At 38.1% G+C, this 24246-nt stretch carries 20 protein-coding genes and 1 pseudogene; 4 read left to right on the forward strand and 17 right to left on the reverse strand.

The window, feature by feature from the left end; all coding sequences use genetic code 11:
- Position 1: 1 nt before the first annotated feature.
- Together uvrB and QRE67_RS24010 are read right to left on the reverse strand one after the other, a co-directional pair.
- The gene (gene uvrB / locus QRE67_RS24005) at positions 2–1978 is read right to left on the reverse strand and encodes an excinuclease ABC subunit UvrB (protein WP_286122661.1); all 1977 of its coding nucleotides are present in this window, start codon (positions 1976–1978) and stop codon (positions 2–4) included.
- Between the two features lie 169 nt (positions 1979–2147).
- Positions 2148–2612 carry a DUF4362 domain-containing protein gene (locus tag QRE67_RS24010; protein ID WP_286122662.1) on the reverse strand — a complete coding sequence of 155 codons (465 nt, stop codon included), beginning with the start codon at positions 2610–2612 and terminating at the stop codon, positions 2148–2150.
- A 411-nt stretch (positions 2613–3023) separates the two neighbouring features.
- On the opposite strand from QRE67_RS24010, the gene bcaP reads away from it, so the two are divergent.
- A complete protein-coding gene (bcaP, locus tag QRE67_RS24015) occupies positions 3024–4433 on the forward strand; it encodes a branched-chain amino acid transporter BcaP (RefSeq protein ID WP_286122663.1) in 1410 nt (469 codons plus the stop codon).
- Positions 4434–4451: 18 nt separating this feature from the next.
- On the opposite strand, the gene QRE67_RS24020 is transcribed toward bcaP, so the two are convergent.
- The 6 genes from QRE67_RS24020 to QRE67_RS24045 form a co-directional block, all read right to left on the reverse strand.
- Positions 4452–5063, reverse strand: coding sequence for a hypothetical protein (locus tag QRE67_RS24020; protein WP_286122664.1), 612 nt, complete (start codon positions 5061–5063; stop codon positions 4452–4454).
- Positions 5060–5818: a MerR family transcriptional regulator gene (locus QRE67_RS24025; protein WP_286125368.1), complete on the reverse strand. Its 759-nt coding sequence runs from the start codon at positions 5816–5818 to the stop codon at positions 5060–5062. Before QRE67_RS24025 ends, QRE67_RS24020 begins: the two co-directional genes overlap by 4 nt.
- A 114-nt stretch (positions 5819–5932) precedes the next feature.
- Complete coding sequence (locus tag QRE67_RS24030) at positions 5933–6160, reverse strand: hypothetical protein (RefSeq protein WP_286122665.1); 228 nt, start codon at positions 6158–6160, stop codon at positions 5933–5935.
- Positions 6161–6452: 292 nt separating this feature from the next.
- Positions 6453–6668 (reverse strand): hypothetical protein, encoded by a 216-nt coding sequence (locus QRE67_RS24035; RefSeq protein ID WP_286125369.1) that lies wholly within the window; start codon positions 6666–6668, stop codon positions 6453–6455.
- Between the two features lie 37 nt (positions 6669–6705).
- Positions 6706–6903: a helix-turn-helix transcriptional regulator gene (locus tag QRE67_RS24040; protein WP_286122666.1), complete on the reverse strand. Its 198-nt coding sequence runs from the start codon at positions 6901–6903 to the stop codon at positions 6706–6708.
- A 115-nt stretch (positions 6904–7018) separates the two neighbouring features.
- Positions 7019–8041: a YeiH family protein gene (locus tag QRE67_RS24045; RefSeq protein ID WP_286122667.1), complete on the reverse strand. Its 1023-nt coding sequence runs from the start codon at positions 8039–8041 to the stop codon at positions 7019–7021.
- 294 nt (positions 8042–8335) lie between these two features.
- On the opposite strand from QRE67_RS24045, the gene QRE67_RS24050 reads away from it, so the two are divergent.
- The 3 genes and pseudogenes from QRE67_RS24050 to abc-f all read left to right on the forward strand — a co-directional run bounded on the left by QRE67_RS24050 (position 8336) and on the right by abc-f (position 11431).
- On the forward strand, positions 8336–9229 hold the full coding sequence (locus tag QRE67_RS24050; RefSeq protein WP_286122668.1) for a LysR family transcriptional regulator: 894 nt from the start codon (positions 8336–8338) through the stop codon (positions 9227–9229).
- Between the two features lie 50 nt (positions 9230–9279).
- Positions 9280–9442 (forward strand): annotated as a pseudogene (locus tag QRE67_RS24055) (MerR family DNA-binding transcriptional regulator); the annotation flags it as partial.
- Positions 9443–9742: 300 nt separating this feature from the next.
- A complete protein-coding gene (gene abc-f, locus QRE67_RS24060) occupies positions 9743–11431 on the forward strand; it encodes a ribosomal protection-like ABC-F family protein (RefSeq protein ID WP_286122669.1) in 1689 nt (562 codons plus the stop codon).
- Positions 11432–11487: 56 nt separating this feature from the next.
- Here the strand turns inward: abc-f and QRE67_RS24065 are convergent, their stop codons facing one another.
- The 9 genes from QRE67_RS24065 to secA all read right to left on the reverse strand — a co-directional run bounded on the left by QRE67_RS24065 (position 11488) and on the right by secA (position 23972).
- Positions 11488–11799, reverse strand: a complete 312-nt coding sequence (locus QRE67_RS24065) for a heavy metal-binding domain-containing protein (RefSeq protein ID WP_286122670.1) — start codon at positions 11797–11799, stop codon at positions 11488–11490.
- Positions 11800–11974: 175 nt separating this feature from the next.
- Positions 11975–13690, reverse strand: coding sequence for an ABC transporter ATP-binding protein (locus QRE67_RS24070; protein WP_286122671.1), 1716 nt, complete (start codon positions 13688–13690; stop codon positions 11975–11977).
- A gap of 335 nt (positions 13691–14025) precedes the next feature.
- Positions 14026–15228, reverse strand: coding sequence for a PDZ domain-containing protein (locus QRE67_RS24075; protein WP_286122672.1), 1203 nt, complete (start codon positions 15226–15228; stop codon positions 14026–14028).
- 203 nt (positions 15229–15431) lie between these two features.
- On the reverse strand, positions 15432–16865 hold the full coding sequence (locus QRE67_RS24080) for a S41 family peptidase (protein ID WP_286122673.1): 1434 nt from the start codon (positions 16863–16865) through the stop codon (positions 15432–15434).
- Between the two features lie 117 nt (positions 16866–16982).
- Entirely contained in the window at positions 16983–17876 is an 894-nt protein-coding gene (ftsX, locus tag QRE67_RS24085; RefSeq protein ID WP_286122674.1) for a permease-like cell division protein FtsX, read from the reverse strand.
- Positions 17866–18552 (reverse strand): cell division ATP-binding protein FtsE, encoded by a 687-nt coding sequence (ftsE, locus tag QRE67_RS24090; RefSeq protein WP_286122675.1) that lies wholly within the window; start codon positions 18550–18552, stop codon positions 17866–17868. The genes ftsX and ftsE overlap by 11 nt, the downstream gene beginning before the upstream one ends.
- An 820-nt stretch (positions 18553–19372) precedes the next feature.
- Positions 19373–19696 (reverse strand): cytochrome c551, encoded by a 324-nt coding sequence (cccB, locus tag QRE67_RS24095; RefSeq protein WP_286122676.1) that lies wholly within the window; start codon positions 19694–19696, stop codon positions 19373–19375.
- A gap of 501 nt (positions 19697–20197) precedes the next feature.
- A protein-coding gene (prfB, locus tag QRE67_RS24100) for a peptide chain release factor 2 (RefSeq protein WP_286122677.1) occupies positions 20198–21299 on the reverse strand; the annotation gives its coding sequence in 2 pieces (ribosomal slippage) (positions 20198–21226 and positions 21228–21299; 1101 coding nt in all).
- Between the two features lie 162 nt (positions 21300–21461).
- Positions 21462–23972, reverse strand: coding sequence for a preprotein translocase subunit SecA (gene secA / locus QRE67_RS24105; RefSeq protein WP_286122678.1), 2511 nt, complete (start codon positions 23970–23972; stop codon positions 21462–21464).
- Between the last annotated feature and the right edge of the window lie 274 nt (positions 23973–24246).

The following is a 24246-nucleotide window of genomic DNA, read 5'->3' on the forward strand; positions in this document are numbered from 1 at the left end:
TTCACCCTTCCGCTTTTAATTCTAGTAGTAAATCTCTTAGTTCAGCTGCACGCTCGAAGTCTAGCGCTTTTGCCGCTTCCTTCATTTCTACTTCCATCTTCGCAATCGTCTTTTCACGTTCTTTTTTCGTCATTTTCTTAGCAGGTGCTGCTTCATACGTTTCTGTATCTTCTGCGGCCATTGTTGCACGAATGACATCACGCACTTCTTTTTGAATGGTTCTCGGCGTAATTCCGTGTTCTTTATTATAAGCTTCTTGTTTTTCACGACGACGCTTCGTTTCTTCTATTGCAATTCCCATCGATTTTGTAATGCGATCAGCATACATAATTACATGACCATTTTCATTACGTGCTGCGCGGCCAATCGTCTGAATGAGCGAGCGCTCTGAACGTAAGAATCCTTCTTTATCCGCATCTAAAATCGCCACAAGCGATACTTCTGGAATATCAAGTCCTTCTCGCAATAAGTTAATACCAATAAGCACATCAAATTTTCCAAGACGAAGATCACGAATAATTTCAATTCGCTCAAGCGTTTTAATTTCAGAATGTAAGTAGTTTACTTTAATTCCAACATCTTTTAAGTAATCTGTTAAATCCTCTGACATTTTCTTTGTTAATGTCGTAATTAAAACACGCTCATTTTTCGCAATACGGTCGTGAATTTCTCCTAGTAAATCATCAATTTGTCCTTCTATTGGACGCACCTCGATTTGCGGATCAAGTAACCCAGTCGGACGAATGATTTGTTCCACCACTTCCGGTGCGTGCTCTAGTTCGTATGGACCAGGTGTTGCCGATACATACACAACTTGATTGGTTTTCTCTTCAAATTCCTCAAACATAAGCGGTCTATTATCCAGCGCTGAAGGTAAGCGGAAACCATGTTCAACAAGCACTTGCTTACGCGCCTGATCCCCATTATACATCGCTCTTACTTGGGGCAATGTTACGTGTGACTCATCCATGACAATCAAGAAGTCATCCGGGAAATAATCTATTAATGTATATGGCGTTGATCCCGCTGGGCGCAACGTTAAATGCCGGGAATAGTTTTCAATTCCAGAGCAAAAGCCCATCTCGCGCATCATTTCCAAATCGTAACGTGTCCGCTGCTCAATCCGCTGCGCTTCTAACAATTTCCCGTTAGCATTCAATTCCTTTAATCGTTCTTCCAGTTCTTTTTCAATATTTTCAATGGCAACTTTCATCTTTTCTTCACGTGTAACGAAGTGAGACGCCGGGAAAATAGCAACATGTTCGCGTTCTGCTAGCACTTCACCCGTTAATGCATTCACTTCACGAATCCGATCAATCTCATCGCCAAAAAATTCAATTCGAATACAATGTTCATCAAGCGATGCTGGGAAAATCTCAACTACATCCCCGCGTACGCGAAACGTCCCACGCTTAAAGTCAATATCATTCCGTCCATACTGTACATCAACAAGTTCACGAAGCAATTGGTTTCGTTCCTTTTCCATACCAACGCGCAAAGAAACAACAAGTTCTCGGTATTCTTCTGGTGAACCTAAACCATAAATACACGAAACACTCGCTACAATGATTACATCATTACGTTCAAACAAAGAAGACGTTGCCGAGTGACGTAGTTTATCGATTTCATCATTAATTTGAGCATCTTTTTCAATGAATGTATCGGTTTGCGGTACATATGCTTCCGGCTGATAAAAATCGTAATAACTAACAAAATACTCTACAGCATTGTTTGGAAAGAAATCTTTCAACTCACTGTATAGCTGTCCTGCCAACGTTTTATTATGGGCCATCACAAGTGTTGGCTTCGTTACTTCTTTAATGACATTTGAAATTGTAAATGTCTTTCCTGTTCCCGTTGCCCCAAGCAACACTTGATGCTTCTTACCATTTTGAATCCCTGCTGTCAGCTGCTCAATCGCTCGCGGCTGATCACCTTGCGGGGAATATTCTGATACAATCTCAAATTGATGTTCCAAATTCACCGTACCTCCTCGTAAAAAATCTGTATTATTATTTTACCACGAACGCACATAAAAAAACCAAAAAAACGAACAGATATTCGGTAAAGAATTCGACATTCTTTCTACAAAACCCAATATGTAGCAGCAAAAAAAGACACTTATTCATATAAGCATCTTTCCCTTCTTATTCATTAGGCGCCTTCAGCAAAAAATAGCCTATATATTCATGATTTTCTTTGCATTCACTTAATTTATAGCTTATGCCTTCATTACTTTCCTCTTTCATAATCCCTCTGCACACATCACGTTTTTTCCCTTTATGAATTCCTCCAAATTTGTCATTAGAATCATCGAAAATATAGTTTATATTGGTTCCATCATAGTCTAACGTTTGAAAGATTGGATCCCCCTCATCTGTATAATTCACAATGCGTACTTGATCAGCTTGGCCACTTTTCACATGATTCAGAAACTGCTCAAACTTATCTAAATTAGACACTTCATCCATTTTTCCGACAATATCATTCTTTTTATCAACTTTTGCTGCACCATGGTTCTCACTATTTTCTACTAGTTTTGTAGAAAATAAAAAACCAACCAAACTGCCAATACATACTAGCAAACATAATAAGACAATTCCCTTTTTCATATTGATCCTCCCCAGCTTGTTTCGGCTTTATACTACCATTCAAAATGAAATGACTTGAAGTAGCAATACAAATACCTATATAAATCCATTTTGATTTTTCGACATATAGCCGCGGCTATGGATAACAAAAGGTGACCTGCACTCGTTTTCTCTCTTTGTTTTCACTGGGCATGGGACAGTAAAAGGATCTGACCGCTTCTATGCATGGACGGATGCTCTCTCCCACCTAAAAAGAAGGGGTTTATGTCGGTTTTTTAATTTGTATTTTCAGATAGGTAGAATTTTCTGAAAAAAATAATATTTACAACGTCCGCTTTTCATATTAAAATACGTATTACAAGATTCGACATTATACGACAACAGGGTCTTAATGTTCAGAATATTATAACGAATGGAGAGTGAGAGATCTATATGAATTTATTTCGTAAAAAATCGATTTCTGCACTGTTAGCACAGTCGCAAAAGAAAGGAGAATCTTTAAATAAAGAGCTTGGCGCACTCGATCTAACAACGTTAGGTGTGGGCGCTATTATTGGAACCGGCATTTTCGTTCTTACCGGTGTTGCTGCAGCAGAATACGCAGGACCAGCACTTATTTTATCATTTATTTTATCCGGTTTAGCCTGTGTATTTGCGGCATTATGTTATTCTGAATTTGCTTCAACTGTACCGGTTTCAGGTAGTGCTTACACTTATAGCTACGCAACATTTGGAGAAATAATTGCTTGGATTTTAGGATGGGATTTGATTCTAGAATATGGCTTAGCTTCCTCAGCTGTTGCATCAGGGTGGTCCGGATATTTCCAAGGACTATTAAGTGGATTCGGTATTACATTACCTACCGCTTTAACAAGCGCATATAATCCTGCAGCCGGAACATACGTAGATCTACCGGCAATCTGTATCATTTTTCTAATAACATTGTTATTAACAAAAGGTACAAAAAAATCAGCTCGTTTCAATACTATTATGGTAGCTATAAAACTATTTGTTGTTCTTCTATTCATCGGCGTTGGTGCTTTCTATGTAAAACCTGAAAACTGGACACCATTCATGCCGTTTGGCTTCTCTGGCGTAGCAACTGGAGCTGCAACTGTATTCTTTGCTTACATCGGATTTGACGCTGTATCAACAGCTGCTGAAGAAGTGAAAAATCCACAGCGCAACATGCCAATTGGTATTATCGCTTCTTTAACAATCTGTACAATTTTATATATCGTTGTTTCATTAATATTAACTGGAATCGTTCCCTACGATCAGTTAGGTGTAAAGAACCCAGTTGCATTTGCACTGCAATATATTCATCAAGATTGGGTTGCTGGCTTTATCTCTTTAGGAGCAATGGCTGGGATTACAACGGTACTACTTGTTATGTTATTTGGACAAACACGTTTATTTTACGCAATTAGCCGTGATGGATTACTACCAAAAGCTTTTTCTCGCGTAAACAAAAAAACAAAAACACCCGTTCTTAATAGTTGGATTACTGCCACTATGGTTGCTTTCTTTGCTGGTTTTATTCCTTTAAGTAAACTAGCTGAATTAACAAATATAGGTACACTATTCGCATTTAGCGTTGTTTCAATTGGTGTAATCATCTTACGCAAAAAACAACCTGATTTACCGCGTGCCTTTAAAGTGCCATTGGTACCATGGATTCCGGCTTTAGCTGTTCTATTCTGCGGATACCTAGCATTGCAGCTACCAGCAATAACATGGATTGGCTTTGTCTTATGGCTTGTAATTGGACTTGTTGTCTACTTCAGCTACGGTTATAAAAATAGTAATCTGCAAAATAAACAAAAAGAAGACGTTGCATAATAAAAGGCTGTTGTCCAATTAGGACAGCAGCTTCTTTTCTTTTTTTGGGAAAATGACATAAGAAAATGTAATCACTGTATCAATGAGAAATACAACGCCCCATACTTGACTCACACGACTTGCCGCTTCATTTAAAACGATGCCTTTTTCAAGCCAATTCACCCACTGTTCAAACGGTGCCAATCCGTACATAAAGAAAAAAATAAGATGTATCGCAACAAATAAAACAAGATGTAAACCCCATTGTCCCAGTTCTTGCTTCGCATACGCCCAGCCCGTTAGCTCCGCTGGCTCTTCTATAACTGGCAACGGTTCATTTCGCCACTTCGCTACCAGTCTCTGCATACGATGATCAAGCTTCTTCAAATCTTTTTTTCCATAAAAAAGCGCATATAACAATATAACTACAACAATAACTTGAAAGTTAGAAAACTTACCGGTTTCATAATAATCCATAACACCTAAAGCTAAAATAAATACCTCGTTTAGAAGTAATACGATTCCAACAATGAAACTAACTTTTCGCAAGCGAAACCCGTAACGCAGTAAAAAGAAGCCGATTGCCGTGACCCAAAATACAATTTCTGCCCCAATTAATAAAAACCAGCGATACTCAGCAAGCACACTCATTTCTTCCCCCCTCCTTTTTCATCATATATACGAAAAGCCTCATCCATATATTGCAGAAGTTCGTCTTCGATTGGATACATATGCATCTTTTGTGAATCCTCTTTCGATTTTCGCACTTCCCATAATTTATCTAAAAATGCTTCATCACCATTTGCCATCTCTATACATTTTTCCATTAATTTTTTGGTAGCTTCTTGTACTTCATTATGGGATGGGGCCTTTCCCTCTTGCATTAAACGACGTAATTGCTTTAACAGAGCAACCCATTCACCGACATTTTCATCCTCCTCACTCATATTTGGCAAATTGTGAAGAAGCCTTTGCTCCTCATCTGAAAATACTTGCCTTTGAAATAATTCGCGTATACGAGGAGATTGTTGTGAAAGTTGAATGAGCTCGAACATAATTTTCCAATCTAACTCACCCTCAAGCTCTGCTGAATAGACGACAGCCTGCAAAATCTTTTCCATACGATTGAATTTCTTCTGTTCTTCTTGTACAAATTGCAATTGATTTTGCAATGATTCTTTTAAACTCAATTCATCCGTTACTAACATATTCGCAACTTCTTTTAATGAGAAGCCCATTTCTTTTAGAAATAAAATTTGTTGCAAGCGAATAACATCCGATTCACTATATAAACGATGTCCACCTTCTGTTTTTCCACTTGGCTTTAATAAATCAATTTGGTCATAATATCGAAGTGTCCTTACCGTAACACCCGTCTCCTTTGTCAACTGCTGAATCGAGATCATCCCCATCACCCTTTCCTCTCCATTGTAAAAGATGACGCAGCGTAACTTTCAAGTGTTTTTATGAAAAAGAAAATATAAAAAGCTGTTTACATCTCCTTCGATGTAAACAGCTTTTTATGGAAACAACATTTTTTGAATCACTCGCCCACATGATAGGGCAGCAATCCCAACTAAAATACTTGTCGCAAACTTATGATAATGTGCCAAATCCAACAAATAATACGACAATCCCACTACTCCAATCACAATAACTGCGCTTGGCACAGGATTGCGAACAATATTTTGGCTACCCCAAATAAATGCAAACAGAGCTGCAACAATACATAAAATCGGTAATCCCATCCCGTATACCCCTCTATTCATCGTCTTCAAGATTTTTTATTTTCCGCTTTTCCCATAAACAAATTAAAAAGAATAGTATATTTCCTATCATCATAATTATAAATTTATTTTGATTTTTCGACATATAAGTCGTGACTATGGATAACAAAAGGTGACCTGCACTCGTTTTCTCTCTTTGTTTTCACTGTGTCTGGGCAGGAAAAGGATCTGACCGCTTCTATGCATGGCCGGATGCTCTCTCCCACCTAAACAGAAGGGTTTTATGTCATTTTTTTAATTTGTATTTATATAGTTACTCATCCTCTTTCCATTTACCAAACTTCCATTTTGGCCAATAATTCACAAACAAGTATATAAATTGTCCTACAACAAACAGAACAAACGGCGTACCCGCACTGCCATGGACAATCAGATTATACATTCCCCATATCGCTAAGCTAAGTGCGTAAAACACACCTAAAAACTTAAAAGCTTTATCCGACTGATGTCTTTCAAATTCATCTTGCATTCGCACTGTATTCCACCTCTATCCAATCTTTATATCCTTATTCCAACGTAAAAATCTCCTCCACGCTCATCCCAAAATATTTTGCAATCTTTAGTGACAATTCCAAACTCGGATTGTAATGATTGTTTTCAATCGCAACAATCGTCTGCCTTGTCACTTGCATCGCCTTTGCCATCTCAACTTGCGTAATATGATTTTGTTTTCTTAGTTCCTTAATTCTATTTTTCACACCCATAGGCTCCACCCTTAAAGTAAAGATATCTTTACTTTAATTATAAATATTTTCCAGTTTTAAGTAAAGATATCTTTACTTAAATCCAAATAAAAAAGACTTGCAACTGCAAGTCTTTTTACACAAAACCTAGTACGTATACAAGAATATACCCAACAACGGAAAGTGCGACAGATCCAATCAATCCCGCAACAAATGCCCTACTTCCCAACTTACGAAATGTCGTAAACTCGACATTTAAACCAAGCCCTGCCATCGCCATGGCGATAAGCATGTAAGCAAGGGTTACTATATATCCTGCCACAACTTCCGGTACAATTCCTAATGAATGAAAAGCACTCATTGCGAGGAAGCCAAAAATAAACCACGGAATCTGAATATCACGCCATGAGCTTTTTTTGCCTTCTCCTTCACTACGCTGAAACCATAGTCCAATTAAAATTGCGACTGGTACAAGCATTGCAACACGTGTCAATTTTACAATGACTGCAATATCGACAGACGCACTCCCGCCTGGTGCGGCCGCAGCAATAACATGCGCAATTTCATGCAATGTCGCCCCAGAAAACACACCATAGCCATAAGGAGATAAACCGAGCACCGGATATAATAATGTATAAAGTAGTGTGAAAATCGTTCCTAAAATTGCAATAATTGCTGCGCCAACTGCAATTTCCTCATCCTTCGCCTTCACTTGTGGCGCAATGGCTACAACCGCTGCCGCCCCGCAAATCGCTGTCCCGCATGCTGTTAAAATCCCAAGTTTCTTCTCTACTTTAAAAACACGTGTTAACGTATATACAACAACAAGTGTGAATGCAATAACAATCGCAGCAATCACCAATACCTTTGGTCCCGCCTTAGCGATATCTACTAAATTCAAACGCATACCAAGTAAAATAATCCCGAACCGAAGCAATTTCTTACTCACAAAATTCGTTCCTGCTATCGCTTCATGAGGGACACCAATTGTCGCTCTCCATATCATACCGATCAGAATAGCAATGACCAATTGTCCCATAATATTTAAAAATGGAAGCTGCGCTAAGTACTTTGCCGCAATCGCAATTAACAAGGTAATCCCAATTCCTTGCGAAAAACCGAGACGCTTCCTCTTTTGTATGACAAGTGTTTGTTCCATGTTGTACCACCCCAATAATCGTATTGAAACATGCATGTTCTCTCTACTTCTAGTATAAAAGAATCTTAATCATAAGTTTAATACCAATAAATAATCTCAATCATCAATAAAACTTATGATACAATGCGTGAAAGGCGGAGACAGCTTGTTCAAAATTGTAGAACGTTGGAGCTCACGACAGAGAGACACTTTTTGCCTCATCTGAGGGTGTGAAACAACCAAAGATTTTAGCCACTGGAGTTAGATACAAGAAAAGCGGGATCAGCTGCTTATTAAACAAAAGGAGACAACAAAATGAACGTCGATATTTTAAAAATATTTGTTACTGTCGTAGAGCAAAAGCACTTTTCACGTGCTGCTGAACTATTAAATCTGTCACAGCCTGGCGTCAGTATGCATATTCGCAATTTAGAAAATGAATTTGGCAAAACACTTATTCAGCGTTCTCCAAAGCACGTGCAAGTAACAGAGGCTGGCAACATTTTATACATACATGCAAAGCAAATGCTATCGCTATATGAAGAAGCGAAACAGGAAATTAACGAACTCGACAACGTTGTCACAGGAACACTTCGCATCGGTGCTAGTTTTACAATTGGTGAATATTTACTCCCCAAAATATTAGCGAACTATGCAAATGAAAATCCACGCGTAGAAGTACATACACTCATCTCCAACACAGAAGAAGTTTTGCAGAGCATCCGCTCCAATCAAATTGATATCGGTTTAGTCGAAGGTCAGGTCGTGTACACTGATATCGATGTGGAAACCTTTATGGAAGATGAAATGAAGCTCGTCGTCCCACCAAAGCACCCTTTGCTAAGCATAGCTAAAATCAATGAACATACACTACAAGACCAAGTATGGATTCTGCGTGAAACCGGATCTGGAACACGCGCCTATAGCGACCGCTTTATCCATCATCATCATTTAAAAATGAAACGTCACTTTACATTTAGCAGCATACAAAGTGTCAAGGAAGCCGTTGCTGCCGGGCTTGGCATCGCTATATTATCAGATTGGACCGTGCGAAAAGAATTGCAGGCAAACGAGATTTTTCACATCCCGATTCCAAATGAACAACTAATTCGTCCTTTTTCTATCGTTCGCGGAAAATACTTTATTCCTTCTAAGGCCATTCAAGTCTTTTTAGATCACGTCCAATCTTTTGCAAAAAAACAGAGTTGATCTTCAAATTAGTATGAGGATTTAAAATGAATGTGAAAGGAGTGACGATATTGCGAATCGGAGAATTGTCAAAGCAAACCGGTGTTAGTGAACGCTCATTACGACATATATGAAGAAAAAGGGTTGTTACCTTCAAAACGGCTAGCGAATGGTTATCGTGACTTTGATGAGCAGGTAATCGAAAAAGTAAAAATATACAACGAATTACTGCAGACAAAATAACCCACTACTGTTTTCTAAATGGTTTGACAAATTCATTTGTATACGCATACAATGAACGTAAGATTATGAAAGGAAGGTACCTGGCCAATGAAGTTCTAATTCTCTTTTTTATTCATCCATCACGCATAGTGAAACAAAATGATGAAAACTAGAAGGGGATTAGTATGTCCATTTGTCGATACTTTCTTTTGACAAGATCATGTAAAAATACGTGTATCGTTTCTTTATGTACACCTTTTTACATATATGGGCGACGTCTATCCTCTCTAGTGAAACTAGGGAGGTTTTTTTATGACTATTTTATTCGCACGTAACATTGAAAAAAGCTTTGGTGACCGCACTTTATTTACATTACAATCACTCGACATTCATGCACGTGATCGTATTGGCATTGTCGGTGTAAACGGTGCTGGAAAATCTACCTTATTACAAATATTAAGTAAAGAAATAGAACCTGATGACGGTACGGTTACTCATCGTAGCTCTATTGCAATCATTCCTCAGTTCAATGAGGATACAGTAGAAACGGCTTCCTCTCTTACAAAAGGAAAATGGAACATTTCTAACGTTACAAGTGCGATGAGCGGAGGCGAGCGTATGCGTTTAAAAATTGCACATGCCCTTGAGCAAGAAGCAGCAATTTTATTTGCAGATGAACCGACAAGTCATTTAGATTTGTACGGTACAGAGCAATTAGAAAAAGCACTACAATCTTATAGAGGGGCAATCGTTTTAATCTCTCATGACAGAACATTACTCGATGCAGTTTGTACAAAGATCATTGAAATTGAAGATGGTGTTGTTCGTGAATATAAAGGAAATTACGCTACTTATAGAGAGCAAAAAGAACGGGAACGGATAGAGCAACAGGCTGATTATGAGCAATATGTACAAGAAAAGCGACGCTTAGAACAATCCATCATAGGTAGGAAACAACGTGCTGCTAGTATGACGAAAATTCCAACCCGCTTTAGTTCTTCTGAGTCTAAACTATATAAATCGGATGCTGCTTATAGTCAAGGAAATGTGCAAAAAGCAACAAAAGCGATAGAAACAAGACTCGAACAACTCGAAAAGAAAGAGAAACCGAAAGATTTTTCTCATGCACAATTTGATATACAACATCATGCTCCGATTCATAGTAAAACAGCTGTGCAATTTAATAAAACAGCAAAAAAACTTAGAAACCGCACCTTGTTCCACAATATGAACGGCAGTATTCCCCCAGGTGCAAAACTTGCTATCCTAGGAAAAAACGGAAGTGGTAAAACAACATTGTTCAACATGATTCTTGCCAAAGAGCGAGGTATTCAGCTTTCAAAAAGTTGTAAAATCGGCTACTTTGAACAAACGTTATCCATCTTAGAAAATGATAAAACAATTTTAGAAAATGTGATGGAAGAAACGAATTATACGGAGGCTTTCGTGAGAACAATACTTGCACGCCTTCTCTTTCGGCGCGAAGATGTCCATAAACAAGTACATGTATTAAGCGGCGGTGAACGGACAAAGGTCGCACTCGCAAAAGTATTTTTAGGAAACTACAACATGCTCCTGCTTGATGAACCAACAAACTATTTAGATTTAGCAACGCAAGAGGAATTGGAACAAATGTTGCAAGAATATCCTGGCACCGTTCTTTTTATTAGCCATGACCGAGCATTTATTCACACAGTAGCAGACCACATTCTACATGTAGATACGGAGTCACCTCGGCTCTTTCACGGAAATTATGAGCAGTACATGAAACGCCCGGAACAAACGTCGGTAAACACTACCGAGCAAGAACTATTACGGTTACAAACAAAGTTAACAGAAATCATCGGCCGTATTTCCATGCCCGATCGACATGATGACATTGCGCTTCTTGAAAAAGAATACGAACAGTTAGTGGAACAAATTAAAAATTGTAAGGAAGCCCTCAAATGTCTTCCCTATATGTCGACAGGCGTCCTGACATTTCCCAAGAAATATCGATAATTCGACATATAAAAAAAGAAGCCGTGCACCAAGCACGGCTTCTTTTCTATCTATTCTTACACGCGTACTGCTGTACCGCTTACTGCTACCATCAACATACCTTCGCGAACTACTTCATAATCCACATCGATACCAACAATGGCATTCGCACCTTTTTGCTTCGCAAGAGTTTTCATCTCTTCCATCGCAATATCACGAGCTTCTTTTAATTTACTTTCATATGCACCAGCACGGCCACCGACAACATCACGAACAGAAGCAAATAAATCGCGCACGATATTAGCACCCATAATTGCTTCACCATTTACGATATCAATATATTCTATAATTTCTTTCCCTTGAATAACAGAAGTTGTCGTTACGATCATCCTTTACTTCCTCCTATATATGTATATTTGTATTTCCTACCTGTATGGTACGCTATTTTTGATGAAATTATATATATGAAACCCTTTTATTTGTGACAACTACCCAAACATTCATCTTTCAGTTTGTTAGACTCAAAAGTATTGTCACATTCCCCATCATGCGGAAGTTGGTCACTTACGAACTAAATTGTGCTTCATATAACCTACTATAACCTCCGCCTTGTTCAATCAGTTCTTCGTGTGAGCCTTGCTCAGCAATACCATCCTTATTTACAACGATAATACGGTCCGCATTTTTAATCGTTGCAAGTCGATGTGCAATAACTAACGTTGTACGGCCAACTGACAGCTCAGCAAGCGCTTGTTGTATTGCCAATTCTGTTTCCGTATCAAGCGCAGAAGTCGCTTCATCCAAAATGAGAATTGGTGGGTTTTTAAGAAACATACGTGCAATTGCTAAACGTTGCTTTTGACCACCAGAAAGCTTCACGCCTCGCTCGCCAATTACCGTATCTAGTCCATCTGGTTGTGAATAAATTAAGTCCTCTAATTGAGCACGTTTTACAGCCTCCCAAATTTCAGATTCGGGTGCTTGTAAGTTTCCGTAAGCAATATTCTCTCTAATCGTCCCAGAGAATAAAAACACATCTTGCTGCACGATACCAATTTGTTTACGAAGTGATGATAGTGTCATTTCTTGCGTATCAATATCATCAATCTTGATAGATCCAGATTCAAGTTCATAGAAACGTGGCAGCAGGCTGCATAATGTTGTTTTCCCTGCACCAGATGGCCCAACAAAAGCAACCGTTTCTCCAGCATGAATTTTCAAATCAATATTTTTTAAAATGGGTTCTTGTTTTTCATATCCGAATGTAACGTTGCTATATTGAATTTCACCATGTACATGTTTGACTTCAATTGCATTTGGTGCATCTACAATATCAGGTTCTGTTTCCAATAGTTCAATGTACCTTTTAAAGCCAGCAATTCCTTTTGGATAACTTTCAATAACAGCATTAATTTTTTCAATCGGACGGAATAAAACATTCGTTAATAATACAAAACCAATAAATCCGCCATATGTTAATTCACCTTGAATGACAAACCAAGTTCCGCATACTAATACAAACAATGTAACGAGGCGCATTAGCATGTAACTAATTGATGAATTTAAAGCCATAATTTTATAAGCCATTAACTTTGTCGTACGAAAACGAGCATTATTCACTGCAAATTGCTCCTTCTCGAACTTCTCGTTCCCAAACGCTTGTACAACACGAATACCGCCCACGTTATTTTCAATACATGCATTAAAATCAGCCACATCTGAGAATAGACGTCTAAAAGCACCTGTCATCTTACGATTAAAATAGATTGCTAACCAAAGCAAGAATGGAATAACGAAGAACGTAAGAAGTGCTAACTTCCAGTTAATAGCCAGCATGAATGAGAATGCACCAATGAGAGTCATAACCGCAATAAACAAATCCTCAGGTCCATGATGGGCAATTTCACCAATTTCCATTAAATCATTTGTAAGACGAGAAATTAAGTGTCCTGTTTTATTGTTATCAAAAAAACGAAATGATAGCTTTTGAATATGATCAAATAATTTTTGACGCATATTTGTTTCAATATTAATCCCAAGCATATGTCCCCAGTATGTAACCACATATTGAAGTCCAGCATTTAAAACATAAATTGCAAATAATCCGATACAAGCCCATAGAATTAACGTCCAATTTTGTCCTGGCAGTAATTTATCAATAAACTGATTCACCACAAGTGGGAACCCAAGTTCAAGAAGTCCTGCAATTACAGCACAAGTAAAATCAAGTACAAATAGCCCTTTATACGGCTTATAGTAAGCAAAAAAACGGCGAAGCATAACATCCCTCCTTCATTCAAAATAAAAAGACCTTGCATCATGACAAAGTCTTTCAAGATGATAACCATTATCAATTATATCATAACAACGTTCTCGTTACCTGTCTATCATACATTCACTTAAACAACATGAAACTACACGTTACTATGTGATAAAGTGAAACTGTAATCAGCGGGGGGGTTCCTTCCCCCCACTGATCATTAACCCTCACCTAACTCCTTTGCTTCCTGCCGAACTTTGAGGTAGGAGTATTACTGTCCGCGAATAGCGGGATAAAATGAAAACGACCTACGAATTTTCGTAGGCCGTTTTCATTCTTACTTTTTTATAAAACGTTACATAGCTTCCGTATCCCATTTATGCTCCTGCTCCACAAACACAATTCCTAATTCATAATGTACACCAGCATAAAGAGCATTCTGAACAAGGCGAAGTTCACCGTTTGTATCGAGTACCTCTAATTTGCAAAATGCACCTGTTGTTTTCGTCTGCAATGCATCGTAAAACTCCTCGACACTCATAGGGATGACACCGTTCACTTTTGTAATGACCTCTCCAGGCTTCAGATTCATTTCTGCGCCTGCTGTATTTGGAATTGTACCTAACACAACCAATCCATCATTACGGGCTGCAAAGTACGCTGGACGGGTTTCATCGACTATGCGTTCCTGCATGGAAATTGTAAAACGGCCAAGCATTGCCACTCCCATCGCTACAATCGCTAACAGGGGCCACCAGTAACTTGCTACACCTAGAATCAGAACAAGGGCAGCTAATCCAAATACACGTCTCCCTGTAAATAATAATGCTTCCGTCGGTTCATAACTTTTAATTGTTCGCATGAAACCTATTAAAAATGGAACAAGGAACAGAGAATAGGTTTGTGAGCCAACAGAAACGACAGGCCACCATGAAACAAATTGTGTTACGGCATCTCCCGGCACAAGAATGAAAATAGGAACGAGCCATAAACGCTTTGATTCATGTAACCCAATATTTAAACCGCGCTTTCCTTGTCGCAGTTTTGGCGTTGAATGCCGCACTGCATTTTTAGAAATCAATAATCCTTCTACAATCAGCATCACGCCAAGTAAAATTGCAAGAGAAGGAATCGTACGCTCTTCCCCATCTTGAAGCTGTAAAAAAGGGATGGGTAGCTTAGATGATAACATTGCTGCTACAATCGCTATGCCGAATGTGTATGCAGAAGACAAATATCTATATTGAGCGGCTAGTCCAAATAATAGCGTCCAAATTAGAATCGCCCATATACTAGCTTGCGAGAGAACAAGTCCAGCTCCAATTGTGATCACTGATACAAGAAATCCATATCCAATTCCAGCGAACATTGATGTCCGCATTTCAAACAAAACATCGTATACTTTAAAAGAAAAATCTTTTCGTTCTCGTAATACACGCAAATATCCAACAAAAATACTACTTATAAAAAATACATAAACAGCAGGGTGCAAGAAAAAACGTCCAACTGCCTTTATTACCTCAAACAACCATGCCTCCACGAACCGCTTCACCACCATTTGTATAGTAATCTCTTTTTATCTTATCACAACTAAACAAACGTTTGTTTAACATGCATAAAAAAATACAGGCGATAAAACACGCCTGTATTTTTTCTCTCGCTATTCGCGGGCAGTTTATCCCCCTCCTAATTTCTTTTTTTCTTGCAGAACTTTGAGGTGGGGGTAATACTGCTCGTTAATGCCCGATTGATTCAACTTTATTATTTCGCCATTAATTTTAATGCCGCTTGTAGTTGTAGATCATTTTCGCCGGAACGAATCTTTTCAATAATTTTATTTTGAATCGCTTCTGCTGTCTTTTTATCAAGCTTTCCTGTCGCTTCCATTTCGTTCGCATTTTGGAATGCTTTTATTGCAGATTCTGTTTCCTTACTAAAGTAACCATCTTCACGCCCTGTTGCATATCCTAAATTTTTCAACATTTCTTGTGCATGTTTCACTTGTACATCGTTTGCATTATAAGAAAGTGTCTTCTCGATTTGGATTGGCGTTGCATGATAATAATCTGGTTGCTTTACTTCCACAGTTGGGGCAATTCCTTTTTTATGAATCCAATTGCCATCTGGTGTAAGCCACTTAAACATTGTAAGTTTAATATTGCTACCATCTGTAAATGGAACGGCTTGCTGAACAGTACCCTTCCCAAATGTATTTTCACCAATTAGTGCATACCCTTCGCCTTCTTTTAATGCTCCTGCTAAAATTTCTGAAGCCGATGCACTTCCTTTATCAATTAATACTGAAATTGGATATGATTTCCGCTCTTTTAGTGAAGTATAAAACTTCTCTTTTTTTCCATTTCGTTGTTCAACTTGCATCATTGGCTTTTTCTCTGTCATGATTAATTTCAAAATATCTTGAACACTATTTAAATAGCCTCCGGGATTTCCACGGACATCAATGACAAGCCCTTGCATATCTTTCTTTTCAAGCTCTTTCAATTGATCTGTAAATTCTTTCGCTGTATTTTCAGAGAAAGATGTAATTTGCATATAGCCAATATTTTTCTCATTCTCTTTCTTTACAGAACTAAACACCGTAAAAATAGGAATTTTTTCACGCTTAATTTTAAATTCTAGTGGATCCACTACTCCTGAACGCTTTACTTCAAGTGTAACAGTCGTTCCTTTTTTACCACGGATCTTTAATACTGCTTCTTCACGTGATAAATCTTTTACACTGTTTCCATCTACCGATAAAATTTGATCATTCGGTTTAATGCCTACTTTTTCAGCTGGTGAACCTTTAATTGGAGATACAATGATAAGTTTACCATCTGTCTTGTTCACTTCAGCACCGATACCTTCTAACTCAGGATCAAGCGACTGCTCAAATTGCTTTGCTGTTTCTTTATCCATATATGTAGAATACGGATCTTTCAGCGTTGACAGCATCCCTTGTATCGCTCCTTCAACAAGCTTATCATCCTTCACGTCTTCCACATAACGTGAATCAATAAGTGCATACGCCTCACGAATTTTATTCAAATCCGCTTGTTTTACACCGGTACTATCTCCTGTCATCGTTTGCGCCATGTATGGATTACTTCCCAATACATACATTCCCGCAAACATTCCGCCAGCACCAACTAAAAATGCCACAATCATTCCAATAATCGCAACTCTACGTTTCAATGCGGAGTTCCCCTTTCCAAAACACACAATGGTGTAGGAAAAGGCATCACACATTGTGCGATGCCTTTTCCTATTTCTACTATATGATAAGCTTGTACGAATTATGTTTGCAACTTTTTACACTTTTAAGAAACGACGGATAGACATAACGCTTCCCCACATACCAATTAACGCACCGATTAGCATTAATAAGCCTGAAAGTTGGAATACAAACGGGCTATATGGAAGAAGTTCGAAAATCGTTCCACCAAGCTTCTCATTAAACATGCCTTGAAGTGAATTATAAGAAGATAAAATCACGACAATTGGAAGAAGTGAACCCAATATGCCTAAGAATAAACCTTCTAATAGAAACGGCCAACGAATGAACCAGTTTGTCGCCCCAACAAGTTTCATAATTTCAATTTCTGTGCTTCTCGCATAGATTGTAATTTTAATCGTGTTAGAGATTAAGAACATCGCTGTGAATAAAAGACCAGCAATTAATGCAACCCCAATATTACGACCTGTTTTTACTGTATCAAACAGTTTCTTTACTTCATTTTTACCATATTGTACGTTATATACAAATTGCATTTTTTCAACTTTTTTCGCAATTGTAGCTGTATCTGTTGGTTCTTTTGCTTTTACAATATATACATTTTTTAATGGGTTATCCTGTTCAAATAACTCGAAAGTTTTCCCACTATCACCTAAACTTTTAATTAAACGTTTTAATTCTTCTTCTTTTGAAGAGAATTTAACAGAATCTACTTTTGCAATCTTGCCAATCTCTTCTTCTAATTTCTTTTGATCCTCTTCTTTCGCTGCTGGATCAATGTGTACACGCATTTCTACATCTTGCTCCACTTTCGTTGCAAAGTGGTTCATATTCATAATCGCTGTTAAAAAGACACCTACAAGTAATAATGTAACTGTTACCGCACTTACAGAAGCAAATGTCATCCATCCATTACGGGATAGATTTTTTACACCTTCTCGTAAATGTCGACTAAGGGTTTTAGTCTTCATATCCGTATCCTCCCTCAATCTCATCTCGAACAATTTTTCCACCTTCAATTGCAATAACACGATGGCGAATTGTATTTACGATATCCGAGTTATGCGTCGCCATTACAATTGTTGTACCACGTTCATTAATGCGCTTGAAAATACTCATAATATCCAATGCCGTTTCCATATCAAGGTTACCTGTTGGTTCATCGGCAATTACAACTTTCGGACGATTCACAATTGCTCTTGCAATTGCAACACGCTGTTGCTCTCCACCTGAAAGTTCATTTGGAAGTGCATCTGCACGATCCTCAAGACTAACAAGACCTAATACTTCCGTAACACGCTCACGAATTACCTCAGGCTCTTCTTCAATTACTTCTAAAGCAAACGCTACATTCTCATATACCGTTAATTTAGGTAGTAATTTAAAGTCTTGGAAAATTACGCCTAGTTGACGTCGGAAATAGGGTACATCTCGCTCAGCCAACGTTTCAATTACAAGCCCATTCACATTAATAGACCCTGTTGATGGTTTTTCTTCACGATACATCATCTTAATAAACGTAGATTTTCCGGCTCCACTCGGTCCAACTACATATACGAATTCACCTTGCTTGATTTTAACTGTGAGCCCATCAATGGCTTTCATACCATTTGGATACTCCTTATACACATTCGTCATTGTTATCATTATTTATCACCCAATACTAATGATTTTTTTCGACATACTTTTTCTACTTATCTTCACATGAAAGCAAATACTCCCATTATTACTCATGATCTTGTTGTAACTTCAAACCTATCGAAGCATGTCTTTTGTTCCAAAACAACAGTAACATTTCCTCTTGCCACTGTTTTATGTACATGTTTCAGCAAAATTCTACAAACTATATTGTAACATTATTCGGTTTCCAATTCGGATACATTTTTATTACAGTTGTGTTACACAACATGCAAAAACACGACAAAACAGCGGTAATTCAAAAATCCTATTGTCAACAAGAGGTTATTTCTATATAAATCCATTTTGATTTTTCGACATATAAGCCGCGGCTATGGATAACAAAAGGTGACCTGCACTCGTTTTCTCTCTTTGTTTTCACTTAGCACGGGGCAGGAAAAGGATCTGACCGCTTCTATGCATGGCCGGATGCTCTCTTCCAACCTAAAAAGAAGGGGTTTATGTCGGTTTTTTAATTTGGATTTATATAACTATCACACGGTAAGTCCATCTGCTTTTACAAGCAGTTTATCTCCCACCTAACTTCTTCGCTTTTTGCTGAACTTTGAGGTGAGGGTATTACTGCCCGTAAATAGCGGGATAAATAGTTCTTGTCTTTCAATCTAGCTTTTTCTCTAAAAAACCTTCATACAAAAGAAAGAAACTTAGCCAACAAGACTGAGCAATCAGTTCCCGTGACTAAAGTCTCCATCCATTTCTTAGGGCTAAACAGTCAGCTTCACTTTTCTTACGGTCTAGCTCCTGCTGCCAAAATTTTTATTCGCTTCTCTTATTTCTTTTCCGCTAACCATTCTGCCACTTTTTTTGCCTCTTCATCTTGAATCAAGCCTGCTGGCATACTACCGCGACCTTTTGCAATAATTTTTTCAATATCTTCTTTTCCATATTTACCGCCTACTGTCTCTAAACTAGGTCCGGTAATACCAGCTAAGTCATTACCGTGACAACCTGCACAGCTTTTTTGATAAATTTTTTCAGCACTATCGGTACTTGCAGCTTGATTCGAAGATTTACTTTCTTCCTTCTTCCCGCACGCTCCTACGGCAAGAACTAATGATGTTCCTAACACAATAGCCAACAATTTCTTTTTCATATATATCGCTCCCCACTGTTGATGTCTTACTTGTCTTAAAGTGAAACTTCTATCAGTGGAAAAGTTTTTCATCTCCCACTGATGGGAAGCTTTCACCAATCGAGCTCTCACTAGCATTATAATAATTTTCCTAGCAAAGAAAAACTAACCTATACAGGATAATTTTAACAACACACATAAGAAACCTACTAGTACAGCGCTTTTCTGCAATTGTTTCAATTCTGTGAACAACTGCAAACTATTACAAAGAATCCGTTTCTTAAAAACATAAAGGAAAAATCTTGTATGATTTCCTTATCAATTGCATGTGTGATTCTTATATTTTCTACTTTTTACAAAACAATATGCGACCTTGTATCATAAAACTACGCCCACCAAAAAGAGAAGTTGTTAGTCCAACTTCTCTTCCTCGCTCTTTCCCTCTAAATAAAAGAAAAGATATACTTCTTCATTCTTTCTATTTACCTCGCATGTAAGCCAACAATATGTTGGCTTTTTTTCTTAGGAAATGCGAGAACGTAAATACGCATCGATAAACGCGTCAATTTCTCCATCCATAACGGCTTGAACATTACCAACTTCCGTATTTGTACGATGGTCTTTCACAAGAGAATATGGGTGGAATACGTAAGAACGAATTTGACTACCCCAGCCAATTTCTTTTTGTTCTCCACGGATTTCATCTAATTCTGCTTGTTGTTCCTCTAGTTTCTTTTGATATAGCTTTGCTTTCAACATCTTCATAGCATGTTCACGGTTTTTAATCTGCGAACGCTGAGATTGACACGTTACAATAACGTTTGTCGGGATGTGCGTAATACGAACCGCAGAGTCCGTCGTATTAATGTGCTGGCCACCTGCACCACTTGCACGGTACGTATCTATTTTCAAATCTTCAGTACGGATTTCAATCTCAATATCATCGCTAAATTCCGGCATTACTTCACAAGATACAAAAGATGTATGACGACGTCCAGATGCATCAAATGGTGAAATACGTACAAGACGATGGACACCCTTTTCTGCTTTTAAGTAGCCATAAGCATTATGACCTTTAATTAATATCGTAACACTTTTAATACCCGCCTCATCACCAGGAAGGTAGTCTAATGTTTCCACCTTAAAACCGCGTTTTTCAGCCCAACGCGTATACATACGATACAGCATAGAACCCCAATCTTGTGATTCCGTTCCACCTGCACCCGGATGTAATTCTAAAACTGCATTATTTTTATCATATTCTTCGCTCAGCAATAATTGCAGCTCGTATTCATTCATTTCTTCGACTAAAGACTTTACTTCAGCTTCAAGTTCTACGTGTAACTCTTCATCATATTCTTCTTTTACAAGTTCATGTGTCACTTCTAGATTTTCAAATATTTCATTGAGATCCGTAAACTTACCAACCATATCCTTTAATGCATTTGCCTCATTAATAACAACTTGTGCACCTTTTTGGTCATCCCAAAAGCTTGCACCCATCATCACTTCTTCTAATTCTGCGATACGTTTTTCTTTTCCAGGGAGGTCAAAGAGACCCCCTAAAAGCCGCTAATCTCTTAGCCATTTTCTCTAATTCCTGTCTAATTTCTACTAATTCCATTCTCTTCACCTCTATGTGATTACTGTTACTTTTATATGGAAACAAGGGAAACTCTCCCCGCTTTTTACAGAGAGAGTTTAGCTCTTTTTATTATATGGACATTCTTAAAAATTTTCCATTTCTAGAGGAAAACTTTGTGAGTCGCCTGCTTTTCTTTATTGTCTAGTTCCCAATACCACAGCAGTTTTTATATTTTTTTCCGCTTCCGCATTTGCATAAATCGTTACGTCCGACTTGGTCACCTTTTACAACTGGTTTCTTTTTCGCTTCTTCACCGTCATCTTTCGGATGAACTGCTTCACCTTGTGCTACTTCTTGACGCTCTAGGTTTTGTTCAATTTCGGCTTTCATGATGTAACGAGAAATTTCTTCTTCAATGGAAGCAATCATTGATTCAAACATTGCGAATCCTTCCATTTGATATTCACGTAACGGATCAATTTGACCATACGCACGTAAATGAATACCTTCACGAAGATGATCCATTGCATCGATGTGATCCATCCATTTCGTATCTACAACGCGGAATACAACAACTTTCTCAAATTCACGCATTTGTTCTTCCGGTAGAATTGTTTCTCTCTCATCATAGCGTTCTTTTACTTTTGCAAAGATAAGCTCGCTCATTTCCTCTGGCGCAAGGCGACGTATTTCTTCTTCCACTACATCACCATCTTGAAGAAGGTTTGCATGTAAGTAGTCCATCAGACCTTTGATATTCCAATCCTCTTCAATCTCTTCTTGCGTATGAAGTGCTACAGCTCGTTCTACAGTAGCGTGCATCATACCTTCAATAATGCCGCGTAAGTTGGCAGATTCCATTACCTCTTGACGCTGTTTATAAATCACTTCACGTTGTTGACGAAGTACATCGTCATATTGCAACAGCTGTTTACGTGAATCATAGTTATTTCCTTCTACTCGTTTCTGTGCAGATTCTACAGCACGAGATACCATTTTACTCTCAATTGGCTGTGTATCATCCATACCAAGACGATCCATCATCGCTTTCATATTATCAGAACCGAAGCGGCGCATCAGTTCATCTTCCATTGATAAGTAGAATTGTGTTACACCAGGGTCCCCTTGACGTCCAGAACGACCACGCAACTGATTGTCAATACGACGACTCTCATGACGTTCCGTACCAATAACAGCTAAGCCACCAGCTTCTTTTACGCCTTCGCCCAGTTTAATATCCGTACCACGACCGGCCATGTTTGTTGCAATTGTTACTGCACCTTTATAACCTGCCTCTATAATAATATCCGCCTCACGCGCATGATTTTTCGCATTCAAGATGTTATGACGTACACCTTTGCGCGTTAACATTTTTGAAATGAGCTCGGACGTTTCAATCGCAACCGTACCAACAAGAATAGGCTGTCCGTTTTTATGGCGCTTTACAATATCGTCTACAACTGCATTGAATTTCCCTTCCATCGTTTTGAAAATTAAATCAGCACGGTCATCACGAACAATCGGTTTATTTGTTGGAATTACGATAACATTCATATTATAAATATTGCGGAATTCCTCTTCTTCCGTTTTTGCAGTACCCGTCATACCTGATAACTTTTCATACATACGGAAGTAGTTTTGGAATGTAATTGTTGCAAGCGTCATACTTTCGTTTTGAATTTCTACGCCTTCTTTTGCTTCAATCGCTTGATGTAAACCTTCGCTATAGCGACGACCTTTCATAAGACGCCCTGTAAATTGGTCTACAATTACGATTTCGCCTTCTTGTACAACGTAATCTGTATCACGGTGCATAACAACGTGTGCACGAAGGGCCTGATTAATATGATGAAGAAGTGCAACATGTTTTAAATCGAATAAGTTTTCAATATGGAAAGCTTTCTCTGCCTTATTGATCCCTTCTTCTGTTAACATAACGTTTTTCGTTTTCACGTCAAATGAATACTCTTTCTCATCTGTTAATGTACGTACAAATGCATTTGCAAACATATATAATTCTGCTGATTTTTGTGCTTGTCCAGAAATAATAAGCGGTGTACGTGCTTCATCGACTAAAATAGAATCGACTTCATCAATGATGGAAAAGTGAAGAGAACGCTGTACACGTTGTTCCTTATATAGCACCATGTTGTCACGTAAATAGTCAAAACCAAGCTCATTGTTTGTACTGTATGTAATATCTGCAGCATAAGCGGCTTGTTTTTCCTCACGTGACATGCTATTTAAGTTGATTCCTACTGTAAGACCGAGGAATTCATGTAGTTTTCCCATTTCGCTTGCATCACGCTGTGCTAAATATTCGTTGACTGTAACAACGTGAACACCTTTACCTGTTAAAGCATTCAAATAAACAGGTAATGTAGAAGTTAATGTTTTACCTTCCCCTGTTTTCATCTCAGCGATATTCCCTTCATGCAAGGAAATACCACCCATTATTTGTACAGGATACGGACGCATACCCAGAACACGTGTCGCTGCCTCACGAACAACCGCAAAAGCTTCTGGTAATAGATCATCTACTGTCTCACCTTTTGTAAGACGATTTTTAAACTCAATCGTTTTTCCTTTTAACTGTTCATCAGTTAGCGGTGTAATGGATGACTCTAGTGCTTCTACTTGATCCACGATTTTTTGCATACGTTTAATTTGGCGTTGGTTTACATCAAACACCTTTTTTAAAATACCGATCATGGGAAATACGCTCCTCTTTTATTAAAATAAAACTTCCGACAGTGCTATTTATTTCTGTTCACCAATCAGTCGTTATATAAATCTAAATTTATTTTTCTGCCATTTTCTCTCCTAATTTTAAAAACCCCAAAAAAGTATAAACCTAATGATAATTGTAACACTTGTTTTATAGCTATGACAACAATCGACCACGTGCACCATCCTAAAATAAAAAATAAGAAGCCTTCACATATTTCCCTGACCCTTACTTGAAGCCCTGCATGCAAATTGCACA

Origin of the sequence: Bacillus sp. DX3.1 (genome assembly GCF_030292155.1) — a bacterium.
Classification (GTDB): Bacteria; Bacillota; Bacilli; order Bacillales; family Bacillaceae_G; genus Bacillus_A.